General features: G+C 50.2%; 17 protein-coding genes. 1 reads left to right on the top strand and 16 read right to left on the bottom strand.

Translation table 11 applies throughout. From position 1 onward, the window contains the following. Nucleotides 1-32: 32 nt before the first annotated feature. From ylqF to pyrH, 16 genes are all read right to left on the bottom strand, one after another. Nucleotides 33-875 carry a ribosome biogenesis GTPase YlqF gene (gene ylqF / locus DW642_RS01555; RefSeq protein WP_055226467.1) on the bottom strand — a complete coding sequence of 281 codons (843 nt, stop codon included), beginning with the start codon at nucleotides 873-875 and terminating at the stop codon, nucleotides 33-35. Between the two features lie 24 nt (nucleotides 876-899). Then, entirely contained in the window at nucleotides 900-1,460 is a 561-nt protein-coding gene (gene lepB, locus DW642_RS01560; protein ID WP_055218369.1) for a signal peptidase I, read from the bottom strand. An 81-nt stretch (nucleotides 1,461-1,541) separates the two neighbouring features. Then, nucleotides 1,542-1,889 carry a 50S ribosomal protein L19 gene (rplS, locus tag DW642_RS01565; RefSeq protein ID WP_022461510.1) on the bottom strand — a complete coding sequence of 116 codons (348 nt, stop codon included), beginning with the start codon at nucleotides 1,887-1,889 and terminating at the stop codon, nucleotides 1,542-1,544. An 88-nt stretch (nucleotides 1,890-1,977) separates the two neighbouring features. After that, nucleotides 1,978-3,102, bottom strand: coding sequence for a tRNA (guanosine(37)-N1)-methyltransferase TrmD (gene trmD / locus DW642_RS01570; protein WP_117509056.1), 1,125 nt, complete (start codon nucleotides 3,100-3,102; stop codon nucleotides 1,978-1,980). Between the two features lie 18 nt (nucleotides 3,103-3,120). Then, nucleotides 3,121-3,627, bottom strand: a complete 507-nt coding sequence (rimM, locus tag DW642_RS01575) for a ribosome maturation factor RimM (RefSeq protein WP_022461508.1) — start codon at nucleotides 3,625-3,627, stop codon at nucleotides 3,121-3,123. A gap of 176 nt (nucleotides 3,628-3,803) precedes the next feature. Further along, entirely contained in the window at nucleotides 3,804-4,034 is a 231-nt protein-coding gene (locus DW642_RS01580; RefSeq protein WP_022461507.1) for a KH domain-containing protein, read from the bottom strand. Nucleotides 4,035-4,055: 21 nt separating this feature from the next. After that, nucleotides 4,056-4,301, bottom strand: coding sequence for a 30S ribosomal protein S16 (gene rpsP, locus DW642_RS01585; RefSeq protein WP_022461506.1), 246 nt, complete (start codon nucleotides 4,299-4,301; stop codon nucleotides 4,056-4,058). 54 nt (nucleotides 4,302-4,355) lie between these two features. Next, complete coding sequence (ffh, locus tag DW642_RS01590) at nucleotides 4,356-5,705, bottom strand: signal recognition particle protein (protein ID WP_117509057.1); 1,350 nt, start codon at nucleotides 5,703-5,705, stop codon at nucleotides 4,356-4,358. A gap of 2 nt (nucleotides 5,706-5,707) precedes the next feature. Beyond that, entirely contained in the window at nucleotides 5,708-6,052 is a 345-nt protein-coding gene (gene ylxM / locus DW642_RS01595) for a YlxM family DNA-binding protein (protein ID WP_330377042.1), read from the bottom strand. 160 nt (nucleotides 6,053-6,212) lie between these two features. Next, a complete protein-coding gene (locus DW642_RS01600) occupies nucleotides 6,213-7,466 on the bottom strand; it encodes a peptidoglycan-binding protein (RefSeq protein WP_117509058.1) in 1,254 nt (417 codons plus the stop codon). A 73-nt stretch (nucleotides 7,467-7,539) separates the two neighbouring features. After that, nucleotides 7,540-8,832 (bottom strand): RIP metalloprotease RseP, encoded by a 1,293-nt coding sequence (gene rseP / locus DW642_RS01605; protein WP_117509059.1) that lies wholly within the window; start codon nucleotides 8,830-8,832, stop codon nucleotides 7,540-7,542. A gap of 6 nt (nucleotides 8,833-8,838) precedes the next feature. Beyond that, complete coding sequence (locus DW642_RS01610; protein ID WP_117509060.1) at nucleotides 8,839-9,993, bottom strand: 1-deoxy-D-xylulose-5-phosphate reductoisomerase; 1,155 nt, start codon at nucleotides 9,991-9,993, stop codon at nucleotides 8,839-8,841. A gap of 50 nt (nucleotides 9,994-10,043) precedes the next feature. After that, nucleotides 10,044-10,835 (bottom strand): phosphatidate cytidylyltransferase, encoded by a 792-nt coding sequence (locus DW642_RS01615; RefSeq protein ID WP_117509061.1) that lies wholly within the window; start codon nucleotides 10,833-10,835, stop codon nucleotides 10,044-10,046. A 5-nt stretch (nucleotides 10,836-10,840) separates the two neighbouring features. Beyond that, nucleotides 10,841-11,578 carry a polyprenyl diphosphate synthase gene (uppS, locus tag DW642_RS01620; protein WP_022461499.1) on the bottom strand — a complete coding sequence of 246 codons (738 nt, stop codon included), beginning with the start codon at nucleotides 11,576-11,578 and terminating at the stop codon, nucleotides 10,841-10,843. 67 nt (nucleotides 11,579-11,645) lie between these two features. After that, the gene (gene frr / locus DW642_RS01625; RefSeq protein ID WP_373141022.1) at nucleotides 11,646-12,164 is read right to left on the bottom strand and encodes a ribosome recycling factor; all 519 of its coding nucleotides are present in this window, start codon (nucleotides 12,162-12,164) and stop codon (nucleotides 11,646-11,648) included. A 210-nt stretch (nucleotides 12,165-12,374) separates the two neighbouring features. Then, nucleotides 12,375-13,073: a UMP kinase gene (pyrH, locus tag DW642_RS01630; protein WP_022461497.1), complete on the bottom strand. Its 699-nt coding sequence runs from the start codon at nucleotides 13,071-13,073 to the stop codon at nucleotides 12,375-12,377. 54 nt (nucleotides 13,074-13,127) lie between these two features. Here pyrH and DW642_RS01635 point away from each other — a divergent pair, with 54 nt between their 5' ends. After that, complete coding sequence (locus tag DW642_RS01635; RefSeq protein ID WP_147398846.1) at nucleotides 13,128-13,403, top strand: hypothetical protein; 276 nt, start codon at nucleotides 13,128-13,130, stop codon at nucleotides 13,401-13,403. The last annotated feature ends 33 nt before the right edge of the window (nucleotides 13,404-13,436 follow it).

The raw sequence follows: 13,436 nt of genomic DNA on the forward strand, positions 1-13,436 counted from the left end.
GTTCTCCGCATTTTTTATTTTGATAAATCCATTTATTCCGGTTTTTCCAGCGTGATTCTGCCGAGCTTTCCGCTCCGGAAATCATCCATCAGAAGCCGTGCTGCTTTTTCGTAATCGAGCTCATTTCCCTTTTTCAGGCAGCCGCGCACACGCGCAATCTCACCCAGGATTTCCACACGATCCGTCATGCCTTCAAAGCCAAAGCGTTTCTCCAGCGTTCCCGGATACTCTGCCGTCAGATAATCGATGACGGACAGCGCCAGCTCCTCCACGTTCAGGATCTCATCGTTGATGGAACCGATCATCGCAAGATGCAGTCCCACCTGCTGGTCCTCAAACTTCGGCCACAGGATACCAGGTGTGTCCAGAAGCTCCAGCTGTTTGCTCAGACGGATCCATTGTTTTCCCTTCGTGACGCCCGGTTTGTTTCCGGTTTTCGCACAGGCTCTGCCCGCATACGCATTGATAAATGTCGATTTTCCGACGTTCGGAATACCGACAACCATCGCGCGGACCGGACGGTTCAGGATGCCGCGTTTGCGGTCGCGCTCGATTTTCTCTTTGCAGGCCTCCTGTACGGCGCTGTTGATCGCTTTCATGCCGGCTCCGGAACGGGAATTGACCTTCACAACAGAATATCCCTTTCCCTTGAAATATTCCATCCAGGCATCGTTTCCGCGCTCATCGGCAAGGTCCGATTTGTTCAGCAGGATCAGCCGTGCTTTGTTCTTTCCAAGTTCATCTATATCCGGGTTGCGGCTCGCTGCAGGAACTCTCGCATCGACCAGCTCAATCATCAGGTCGATGAGCTTTAAGTCTTCCTGCATCTGTCTGCGGGCCTTCGTCATATGACCCGGGTACCACTGATAATTCATGTTTCTTCTCCTTCTATGCTGCGTTTACACGAAACCGATTTTCTTCCACGGCGAAATCGTAAACCAGAGCTTTCCGACAATGCGGTCCGAATCCACGAGTCCCATGCCGTTGTGGCGGCTGTCCTCGCTGTTGTTCCGGTTGTCGCCGAGCACAAAGTACTGTCCCTTCCCGACCGTGATCGGCTCGGAGGCAAGTCCCGCGTTTGTGATGGCCGGAAATTCATCTTTTTCATTATAGACTTCCCCGTTGATGAGGATCTGTCCGTCTTTGATCTGTACCGTCTCGCCCGGCAGCGCAATCACACGCTTGATGTGGATGCTCGCCTTCTTGTCCTCACTCGTCCGGAACGCGATGATATCCCCGCGTTTCGGAGAACTTAAGCGGTACCAGGCGGAGTCCATCAGCACACGCTCCCCCGGCACGAGAGTCGGCTCCATCGAGCCCTCCTGCACCACGACACTTCTGCAGAAAAACCAGGAAAATGCCGCCGCAAGAAGAATCGCTGCGATGATTTCCAGATTCCATACAAACATGGAACGGATCTTTTTCTTGTAGAAATATTCTTTTACATATCTGGTATTCATACCCATAGTGTAATTCTCCGTAAGACAAAACCGGAGAAACACAATTACTCATGTTCCTCCGGCCATCCTTTTAACGACTTATTATTTTACCAGCTCTTTCACTTTCGCTGCTTTACCAACACGGTCTCTTAAGTAGTTCAGTTTCGCACGTCTTACTTTACCACGTCTGATAACTTCTACTTTCTCAACATTCGGAGAGTGTACCGGCCATGTTTTCTCAACGCCTACGCCGTTAGAGCTCTTACGAACAGTGAAGGTCTCTTTGCTTCCGCCGCCCTGTCTTTTCAGGACAACGCCTTCGAATACCTGGATACGCTCGCGGTTACCCTCTTTGATTTTACCGTAAACTTTAACGGTATCACCAACGCGGAACTCCGGTGCTTCTGCTTTTAACTGTGCATCTTCGATTTTCTTAATAATGTCGTTCATTTCTTTATCTCCTTTTTTTACCCTGGATGTTCTTAATGCCTTTTTGCAACAGCGGACCATCTCTTTACTCACAACAAGATATATTATACTATAATGCATCCGCAGATGCAAGTATTTTTTTCACTTTCCATTCGCCGCTGTACAGCAGACTGCGAAGCGCGAAAGAAAACCGCTGCAGGCCGTCCGCGGACGGTATGCCGGTAAGCCGTGCGACCAGACGGAAACCGTTTTTTTCCAGCTGCTCTTCGAGTTTTTCTTCCTCTTCTGAGAATCCGTCCGGGCATAAAAACACCAGCGGTGTCTCTTTTCCGGCAAAGCTGCGGATATATTCGCTCTTTGCTTTCATGCCCTCCTCAAGCGTTCCCGGAAGCTGCAGAATCAGCAGATCATGGTCATCAAACAGATTTTTCTGTTTCCGGATCTTCTTTCGTCCGAGATCAAGGCTTACACCATAGCGTGTCATGCCTGCCAAAAGATCGTGCGCCCAGGCAGACGATTCCTCTTTTTCATTGCATGCGCAGGAAATCTGGAATGCATTTTCCAGAAGGTCCGGCCGCCGCTCGGCTGTCCGCACCAGGGATGCCTCATGACGCCACGCTTCGATCTTTTTGTGGTCACCGGAAAGAAGCACCTCCGGAACTTTTTTCTCGTGCCATGTCTCCGGTCTTGTGTAATGCGGATACTCAAGCAAGTTGTCCTGCAGCGACTCAAACTGCGAAGATTCCTCGTTGCTTAAGACACCCGGCACAAACCGCGATACCGCATCCACCAGCACCATTGCACCGAGTTCTCCGCCTGTTAAAACATAATCCCCGATCGAGATATAGTCCGTTACCACTTCCTGCAGTACGCGGTCATCGATGCCCTCATAGTGGCCGCAGAGCAGCACAAGATCGTCCTCAAGCGCCAGCTCTTCCACCATCGTCTGGTTCAGTACTTTTCCCTGGGGTGTCAGATAGACCGTGCGCGGCTTTTCCCCGATCTTTTCGGCTACCGACTGGTAGGCGCGGAACACCGGCTCCGCCTCCATGACCATGCCCGCACCGCCGCCGTACGGGTAATCGTCCACGCGGTTGAATTTATTTGCTGAAAAATCCCGGATATTCGTCGTCTCGAGGGAAATATAGCCGTTGTTGATGGCTCTTCCGAGGATGCTGGTGTGCAGCCCCTGCTCGATCATCTCCGGAAACAGCGTCAGAATATGATATTTCATCGTTCTTTACTCTCTTTATCAGTCAATCAGGCCCGGAAGAAGGTGAATCGTCATCTTCTGCTCATCCAGGTCCACATCCAGAATGCAGTCATGGATCGCCGGAATCAGAACCTCTCCGTGCTCTTTCGAATCTACAATATAGACGTCGTTCGCACCGGTCTCCATCACATCGCGGAGCGTGCCGAACAGTTCGCCGTCCTCGGTGTACATCTGCATTCCCTGCAGGTCTGCGATATAGTATTCGTCCTCTTCCAGCGGAATGGCATCCTCTCTCGTCACATAGAGGCTGCAGCCTTTATACCGTTCGATATCGTTGATGTTGTCAATTCCTTTGAATTTTACAATGGCAAGCTGTTTGAAAAAACGCACGCCAGTTACATGGAGTTCTTTTTTTTCTTTTCCTGTATCGAGAAAAACGCGGTCCAGAGAAAGAAAACGCTCCGGATCTGTCGTCGGGTATACCTTTACCTCACCGCGTACGCCGTGGGTTGTGGTAATTACGCCAATCTGCAAATATTCTTCCATTCAAAAACCCTTTCCAACCAGTTCTACTGTGTATTGCGACTTGAGAAACACGCTTTGCGAGTTTCTCAAGTTATCGCGGCAGTCGCCAAGGTCCCGTGCAAGCACGGACTTTGTCTCGTTGCCCGCGTAAAGAAAGGAACCGGCAACAACTGTCGGTTCCTTTTCCTATCTTTTACTTACTGTAAAATTTCTACGACAACTTTTCTGTCGCTCTTTGAGGAAGCTGCTTTTACAACCGTACGGATTGCTTTCGCAATGCGTCCCTGACGTCCGATGACTTTTCCCATATCTGACGGATCTACTTTGAGTTCCAGCAGAAGGTCATCACCGCTGACGGTTTCTGTCACAACTACCTCAGATGGATGATCAACCAGAGATTTTGCAATTACTTCGATAAGTTCTTTCATTACAAGATACCCCCGTATGAATTATTTCTCGATACCAGCCTGTTTTAAGAGTTTGGCAACGATTTCGGTCGGCTGTGCGCCGTTAGCCAGCCATTTTTTAGCAGCCTCCTCGTTGAAGCTGATTGCGCTCGGCTCGCGGTTCGGATCGTAAGTTCCGATCTCCTCGATGAAACGTCCGTCTCTTGGGGATCTGGAATCTGCTACAACAATTCTATAAAAAGGAGCTTTCTTCTGTCCCATTCTTCTTAATCTCATTTTTACTGCCATTTTTCTTTACCTCCATTGTAAATTCATGTATTTATTTATATTTTTTCTTTTATGCTAAAAGGGAAGTTTGAATCCTCCTCTTTTACCACCCTTACCGACCATTCCGGTCATCTGTTTCATCATTTTTCTTGACTGTTCAAACTGTTTGATGAAACGGTTTACCTCCGCGATGTCAACACCGGCGCCTTTTGCAATTCTCTGCTTTCTCGACGGATTGATGAGATCCGGGTTTTCTCTTTCCTTTGGCGTCATGGAAAGCACGATGGCTTCCTTTCTCGCCATATCTTTTTCATCCACCATGCTCTCGAGGTCCTGGCCCTTCATCTTTGCGCCGACGCCCGGAAGCATATTCAGGATGCTGGAGATGCCGCCCATATTGCGCATCTGCTCCATGGAATCCAGATAATCGTTGAAGTCGAACTGTGCCTTCTTCATCTTCTGCTCCATGGCTTTTGCTTTCTCTTCGTCGATGTTCGCCTGCGCTTTTTCAATCAGGCTCATGACATCGCCCATGCCGAGGATACGGGATGCCATACGGTCCGGATAAAACTGCTCCAGATCCGAAAGCTTTTCGCCCATGCCGACATAGAGAATCGGTTTGCCGGAAACTGCACGGATCGAAAGTGCCGCACCGCCTCTGGTGTCACCATCTAATTTTGTAAGCACTACACCGTCGATGCCGACTTTATTGCTGAACATCTCGGCCACATTGACTGCGTCCTGTCCGGTCATAGCGTCTACTACCAAAAGGGTCTGATCCACGGGAACAGCCGCTTTGATATCCTGTAACTCCTGCATCATCTCTTCATCGATGTGCAGACGGCCTGCGGTATCCAGAATCAATACGTTAAAGCCGTTTGTCTTTGCATGCACCAGCGCTGCCTTTGCGATATCCACCGGACGGTTTTTATCTCCCATGGCGAACACTTCCACTCCCTGCTTTTCTCCGTTGACCTGCAGCTGTTTGATCGCTGCCGGGCGGTATACGTCGCAGGCTGCAAGGAGAGGTTTTCTTCCCTTGGCTTTTAACTTTCCTGCAATCTTTGCGGTTGTGGTTGTTTTACCGGCTCCCTGAAGACCTGCCATCATAATAATGGTAACTTCACTCGCCGGGCGCAGTGCGATTTCCGTTGTCTCGGAACCCATCAGCTTGACCAGCTCGTCATTTACGATTTTAATGACCATCTGACCCGGATTCAGTCCGTTCATGACGTCCTGTCCGACTGCCTGCTCCTGTACGGATTTGATAAACTGTTTTACTACTTTGAAGCTGACATCCGCCTCGAGAAGTGCCATTTTTACTTCCTTCAGCGCAGTCTTTACATCCGCCTCGGTCAGGCGGCCCTTGCTTCTGAGATTTTTGAAAACATTCTGGAGTTTCTCGGTTAAACTTTCAAATGCCATGCTCAAAGCTCCTCTAATATATCCGATGCAATTGCTGCAATCCGCTGCATCACATCTTCTTTCGGGGTATCACCAGAAGGGTCTGTCAGCTTTCGGATCTCGTTTACATTCTCCCGGATCTGCACAAAGCGTTGTACCAGATGAAGCTTTTCTTCATACTCTTCCAGTGTCTTGTTGCAGCGTCTGACCAGATCGTGAACTCCCTGGCGGGAAATACCCCGCGCTGCCGCAACCTCGCTCAGGGAAAAATCGTTGAGCACCACGTCCTCATATACCTGACGCTGATGTTCAGTCAGAAGTTCGCCGTAAAAATCATACAGTAATGTCTGTTCCAATATTTTTTCCATTGCGATCACCTTGGTTATCATACACGAAAAGGCGCAGGGTGTCAAGTATTTTTTCTTGACAGTTTTAAAATTTTTCTGATCCGTTTCAAAAGCCGCAGAAAAGGCGCATTTTCCGCGTTTTTTCGCAGAAAACACGCCCCTTATAAAGACTTTTGTATACCTACTGCAGCTCCGCAATCCTCGTCACAGCCACATAAATCGACTGGATTTTGTACCACGTCGGATAATCCACAATGCCGGAAACCGGCAGGCCGAACAGCCGCTGGAACGCTTCGACGGCGTCCTGCGTCTCTTCATCGAAATAGCCATTTTCATAGACCGTCGGAATCGATGAATACACCTCCGCAATCACGTTCAGCTGCTCCTGCATCTGCAGTACCTTGTTCCCGGACGAGCCGATGGTGAGGTCATACCCCGGCCAGGAGGACGGGATGCCGGAAATCTCCTCCGCCGTGTTGATATACATATTGTCTCCATAATAATTGCGGAGAATCTGAATCGTTGAATACCCTTGGTCCGCCAGGTTTTTGGACCCCCACTGGCTCATCCAGTTCGGGCAGCTCACACGGTTTCCGTCACAGTACTGCGTCAGAATCGGCTGTTTCACATTCGGGCGCGACAGGTAATCAGCAAAAATCTCATCGACCACAAGGGAAATGCTGTCGAAAATATTCCTGCCGTAAATCCATTTGTGATCGTAGGCCGTCGACGAAGTGATCGTAAAATCGTATCCCTTGTTGCGGTACCATTCTGTATAGACACGGTTCAGCGTAAATGACATGATTGCGAGGATATTCGCCCGGATCGCCGCATCCGGCCATGTTGCATAGATTTCCGAGCACGCCACGTTTTTGATGTAGTCGCGGTACCGCACATAATAGTCGCGTGCCGTGCTGTCGGTCGGCGCTCCGTCGTGGACGATGATATACTCCGGGATCACGACGCGGGACAGCACAATCTCACCGCTCTCCCTCGTCGGCTTGATCTCACTTTCCGGAATTTTCGCCGGATATTCGCCGAACAACGTATGGTCCGGGATCGTCACATCCGCAAACGCTGCGCCCTCTGCCAGTTTGAGGTCCACCTGCTGGACGGACTGTTCTCCTGAAAGAAGCTCGGAGCCCGTCACTTCAACCAGTTCATACCCTTCCGCCTCCACTTTCACCGTATATTCGGAATACGGCTGATTCACATTCGGTTCCAGACTGTACTCGAGCGGCGGCGTCGCCAGATCCAGCGTCTCCGTTCTGCCGTCCCCGTCGGTAATCAGCTCCTCGATCACATTCTGCGGATCTCCCGTATACGAAACCGTCACCCGCGCCCCGGAAACAGGCCGCGCCTGGATTCTTGTATTTACCCGGATTTCCAGCCGCCCGCGGTCAGTCATTTCCTGCTGCATACGCAAATTTTTCATAAAAAAGCCCCATATCCTGCACTCCTTTTATGGTATGCAGAATATGAGGCTTTGTTGCTTTTCATTTTTCGATTTACAGGATCCGCTGGACGTCGTGGATCATGACGTAGACCATCAACGCCATCAGAAGCACCAGGCCCGCGAAGTGAACCATACCCTCCAGGTCTCGCCGGATTGGTTTTCTGCGGATGGCTTCTATGATCAGAAAGACAAGCCGTCCGCCGTCGAGTGCCGGGAGCGGCAGCAGGTTCATGACGCCAAGGTTTGATGACAGCAGAATCACCATGTTCAGCATCGTCATCACCGTAACCAGAACGCCCTGCGATTTTACATCATCATAGGCGGTTCCGATCGCATCCACCACGCCGACCGGGCCGGAAAGATCGTTCACAGAATACTGTCCGGTGATCAGCATACTGACACTGTCAATGACGGTGCGCACCCAGTATTTGATCTCCAGCACGCTGTATTTCAGCACGCCGATCGGGGACTGTTTCTCCCGGAGCTGATACGAAAACTGTACATTCGCATACGTATTTTCAACCGGTGTCACCGTAATCTCTTTCGTCTTTCCGCTGTGCTCATACTCCAGCGTCACAGCGCTTCCATCGAAAGGATGCTCTGTCTGGTAAGCAGTAAAATCTGCCACACAGGTGATCAGCGCTCCGTTGATCGATACGAGCAGGTCGCCCGCGACAACACCCGCAGCGGCAAGCGGCATATTCTGCTGCACATACGTGAATTCCATGCCGCGGTCACAGTCATCGTAGTTAAAGCCCATCATATACCGCGTTGTCACCGTCGGTTCATATGTGATCGTTTTCTTTTCCCCGTCGGCCTTTTTAACCTCCAGCGTAATCTCATCCGTCGGCACACCCCGTACCGTCATCACAGAGTTCAGCTCTTTTCCGATGGAAATATGTCTTCCTTCATAGGAAGTGATGATATCTCCCGCTTCCAGGCCTGCCTCTGCCTCCGGCGAACCGTCTGCCACTTCTGTGACGCGCGCCGGGGAACTTCCCGCGTAACTGATCACAAATATTGCGCAGAAAAATGCCAGAATCATGTTGAACACCGGTCCCGCCGCAACGACGGAAATTCTTGCCCACACGGATTTGCTGTTAAAGGTTCCTTCCCCCTCCTCTTCACCGTCCTCGCCGAGCATCTGGCACGCACCGCCGAAAGGCAGAAGTTTTAAGGAATAGACCGTTCCTCCTTTTTCTGTCTTTACCACCGTCGGGCCAAAGCCGATCGAAAATTCCGTCACGGTAATACCATTCGCTTTCGCCAAAAGAAAATGCCCCAGCTCATGGATAATGACGGTGATTCCGAAAATGAGTACGGCTATCAGGATTTTTACAATCATGCTGTCTTATTCTCCCATCTTATATCTGTTCGCAATCCATTCATACGTCTCCTGCTCCGCCGCGAGAATCTGCTCCAGCGTCGGATCGGCAATCGTTTTGTGTGCTTCCATTGCACCGGCGATCACGTCGTAAATCTCGAGGAAACGGATCTTCTTCGCGAGGAACAGTGCAACGGCGCGTTCATTTGCCGCATTGAAGACCGTCGGCATGGAGCCGCCCGTCCGGGACGCCTGCATTGCCATCGGAAGGCCGAGGAAGGTATCCATATCCGGTTCTTCAAACGTGATCTGTGTCAGCGCCGCAAAGTCGAGGCGGTCGCCTGCAAGGAAGCGGCGCTCCGGGTAATACAGTGCGTACTGGATCGGCAGTTTCATATCCGGTGTGCCAAGCTGTGCCATGACAGCGCCGTCTTTAAATTCTACCATGGAATGGATAATGCTCTTTGGCTGTACCACAACCTGGATGTGGTCGAGATCAACACCGAACAGCCATTTTGCTTCCATGACTTCCAGTCCTTTGTTAACGAGTGTCGCGGAATCAATCGTGATCTTGTGCCCCATCGACCAGTTCGGATGACGGAGCGCCTGCTCTACCGTTACGTTTTCGAGCTCCGCTCTTGTTTTTCCGCGGAACGGACCGCCGGATGCAGTAATCAGAAGTTTTTCAATTTCTTTTCTGTTTTCCCCGTGCAGGCACTGGAAAATCGCCGAGTGCTCACTGTCCACCGGAAGGATCTGCACACCGCATTCCTCTGCCAGCGGCATAATAATGTGTCCCGCCGTTACCAGTGTCTCTTTGTTTGCCAATGCAATGTCTTTTCCTGCCTTCATCGCCGCAACCGTCGGGCGGATGCCGATCATGCCGACGATCGCTGTCACAAGGATTTCGCTCTCCGGCATCGTGGCAAGCTCGATCATGCCGTCCATGCCGCTGCCGATTTTTACAGGAAGATCCTTCACTCTGTCACGGAGTTCTGCCGCTTTCGCCTCATCGCCGACTGCCGCAAACTTCGGATGAAATTCCCGGATCTGCTGCTCGAGCAGTGTAATATTACTTCCGGCGCTGATGCCGACCACCTCAAGATCGCCGTTGGCACGCACGACATCGAGGGTCTGGGTTCCGATCGAACCGGTTGAACCAAGAATTGCTATTTTCTTCATATTCCAGTTTCTCCCATCTGCTTCCCGTTTATGCTGTAGGGGAAGCTTTTTTAATGAATCAGAAGCACCGACAGGAAATAGATGATCGGTGCGGTAAAGATCACGCTGTCGAAGCGGTCGAGAATACCGCCGTGGCCCGGAATCAGCTTTCCGTAATCCTTGATGCCCTGATTTCGTTTGATTGCGGATGCCGCAAGGTCTCCGACCATAGAGATCAGCGCGCCGACACCGCAGATGATGGCGTATTCCACCATGCCGCCCTTTGTCGCAGCCGCATAGATGATGCCGAGCAGAATCGCTCCGACGACACCGCCGACAGCCCCTTCTACGGATTTTTTCGGGCTTAAAACCGGTGCCATTTTATGTTTTCCAAAGAGTACACCGACACAGTATGCACACGTATCGCAGCCCCAGGAGCACAGGAAAATCAGCCATACATGGAATTTTCCGCCTTCCAGCATACGGGTCTGATATACATAGGAAAGCATTACGCCGACATAGACAATCGCAAAGAACGCCGGCATCACCTGATTGGCGTTGTATTTCGGATAAGTAAATACGTATACTGCCATCAGAAGCACGAGATCCAGGATCAGCGCGAGCATCTGGTACATCGGGTCATGAAGCAGCAGGGACAGATAGAAAATCACAACGCCCGCATAGCCCGTAATTTCCAACAGATTCCATTTATCTTCTCTTACCTTCATCACGCGGAACAGCTCTCCTGCGCCGATCAGCGACAGGCACAGAACCGTCATATAGAGCACGGTTCCGCCGCTGCAGATCGTAAGCAGCGCCACAAGGACGAGCACGATGCCGCTTAACAGTCTTGTCTTAAACATCTTTTTTATTCCTCCTTCACGCCGCCGTAACGCCGGTCTCTGTTATTATATTGTTCGATGGCTTTTCTCAATTCCTCTTCGTGGAAATCCGGCCACGGAACCTCGGTAAAGTAAAATTCCGTGTAGGCCAGCTGCCACATCAGGTAGTTGGAAAGGCGCTGCTCGCCGCTTGTACGGATCAGAAGATCTGGATCCGGGATTCCGGCGGTGTCGAGGTAGCTCTCAAAACACTGCTCCGTCAGTTTTCCGTTCTCATCAAACGCATTCTCTGCGAGAGTTCCGTTTTTCACATCCTCGATCATGCGGGTCATGCCGCGCAGGATCTCATCACGGGAACCGTAGTTCATTGCGATCTGGAAGTACATGTGATCGTAATCTTTGGAGCACTCCTCCAGTTCATGAATGCTGTCCTGAATATCCTGCGGGAATGCGCTCGGATCTCCGATGATTTTGACGCGCATCTGATTTTTATGTGCTTTTTTGATGCATCGTTTCAGATACTGGCGGAACAGCTTTAAGAGTCCCTCCACCTCGGCGCGGGAGCGTTTCCAGTTCTCGGTTGAGAACGCATAGACGGTCAGATATTTGACACCCATGTCTTTGATCACGTCACACATTTTTTCCAGATTGTCGCATCCGACAATATGGCCGTAGCCGCGCGGCATATTGCGTTTTTTCGCCCATCTGCCGTTTCCGTCCAGGATGATGGCGATGTGATTCGGCACTTTTAATTCATTATCCATACTTTTTTCCTCCGTAAACGATAACAGGCTGCCTGCAAATGACAGGCAGCCCCTTGTTTTCTTTGTATTACACGGTCATAATTTCTTTGGATTTTACGTCCACCATCTGATCTACTTCTTTGATGTATTTGTCTGTTAATTTCTGGGTCTGCTCCTCGAGCTCTTTGATTTCGTCCTCGGAAACGTCCTCTTTGGCAAGTTTCTTGAACGCATCATTGGCATCGCGGCGGATGTTGCGGATGGCTACCTTTGCGCCCTCTGCTTTTTTCTTTACCTCTTTTACCAGCTCTTTACGACGGTCCTCGGTAAGCTCCGGGAATACCAGACGGATGACTCTTCCGTCATCGGACGGGTTGATGCCAAGGTCAGACATCATGATCGCTTTTTCGATCTCTTTTACCAGGGATGCTTCCCACGGCTGGATCTGGATCATACGTGCTTCCGGAACAGAGATGTTTGCCACCTGCTGCAGCGGAGTCGGTGTTCCATAGTAATCTACAGTAATGCGGTCCAGTACATGCGGGTTTGCACGGCCTGCGCGGATGGTTCCGAATTCGGAATCGAGGCTTGCAATGGATTTGCCCATTTTTACCTCAAACGGTTTTACTCTCTCGTCGATCTGATTTGCCATATTAAATTTGTCCTCCTGCTATCTCTTATACGGTCACAGTTCTGCGAACTGTGACATTCGCAGCTCTCATTTAAAGTTTTGCTTCGCAAAAGGAGAGCTGCTCACACCTGAATCATTTTCTTACGCAGTAAAACAGCAAGTGTTTTACTGCTGAATTTTTATTAATTATACCGTCACTCTTGTGCCGTTGATTTTTCCGTTTGCAGCATTTACAATGCTGTTCTCTTCATTTAAACCAAATACCAGCATCGGCATTTTGTTTTCCTTGCAAAGGATGGATGCGGTCATATCTACCACTTTCAGATCCTTTTCAATGACTTCCTGAATGGAAATCTCGTCAAATTTCTTTGCATCCGGGTTTGTTTTCGGATCGCTGTCGTAGACACCGTCTACTGCTTTTGCAAGCAGAATCTCGTCTGCCTCGATCTCGATCGCGCGAAGTACGGTTGCCGTATCGGTTGAGAAATATGGATGGCCTGTACCGCCGGCAAAGAATACAACCATGTTGTGCTGGAAATATTTGTTTGCACGGTCTTTGGAAAATCCTTTTGTGAACTCTCCGCATGGGAATGGAGTCAGAACTGCGGTCATCATTCCCTGGGAACGGAAGATTTCTGATACATAGATACAGTTCATAACGGTTGCCAGCATACCGATCTGGTCTGCTTTGGTACGGTCGATATTTTCGGAACTGCGTCCTCTCCAGAAGTTTCCTCCTCCGATTACGATGCCGACTTCAATCCCCTGGTCTACCAGAGTTTTTACCTGTTTTGCCACTTTTGTGACGGTCGGCTCGTCAAAACCGGTGTGTTTCTCTCCTGCAAGAGCTTCTCCGCTCAATTTCAGTAATACTCGTCGTTTCATCTTGCATCCTCGTTCCTTTATGATATTTTTTCACAAATGTCTTGCATTTATGAAATGATTATACCATCTGTTCCCAAAAACGACAAGGGCAAAATTCGTTTGTGTTCCGCAGATCGTCTGCCGCTGCGAGAATCCGTCTCCACTGCAGATATTCCATCATTCCATCGGCGTCCGGTGCAGATACGCTTTGAAAATCCGCTGACATTCCCGTGGAGAGAGGTGAACGCTTGCGGCGGCTTCTGCGAACCGACGGCCTGGATCATCTGCTGTGTGGTAATCTGTATTTTTACATTCACCATTCGAAAAGAATTCCGCGATACGGCGGCATAAAAACCATAAAAAATCTCTGTCGGAAGTTCAGAC

This window comes from Blautia sp. AM23-13AC (assembly GCF_003435675.1).
Taxonomy (GTDB): domain Bacteria; phylum Bacillota; class Clostridia; order Lachnospirales; family Lachnospiraceae; genus Fusicatenibacter; species Fusicatenibacter saccharivorans.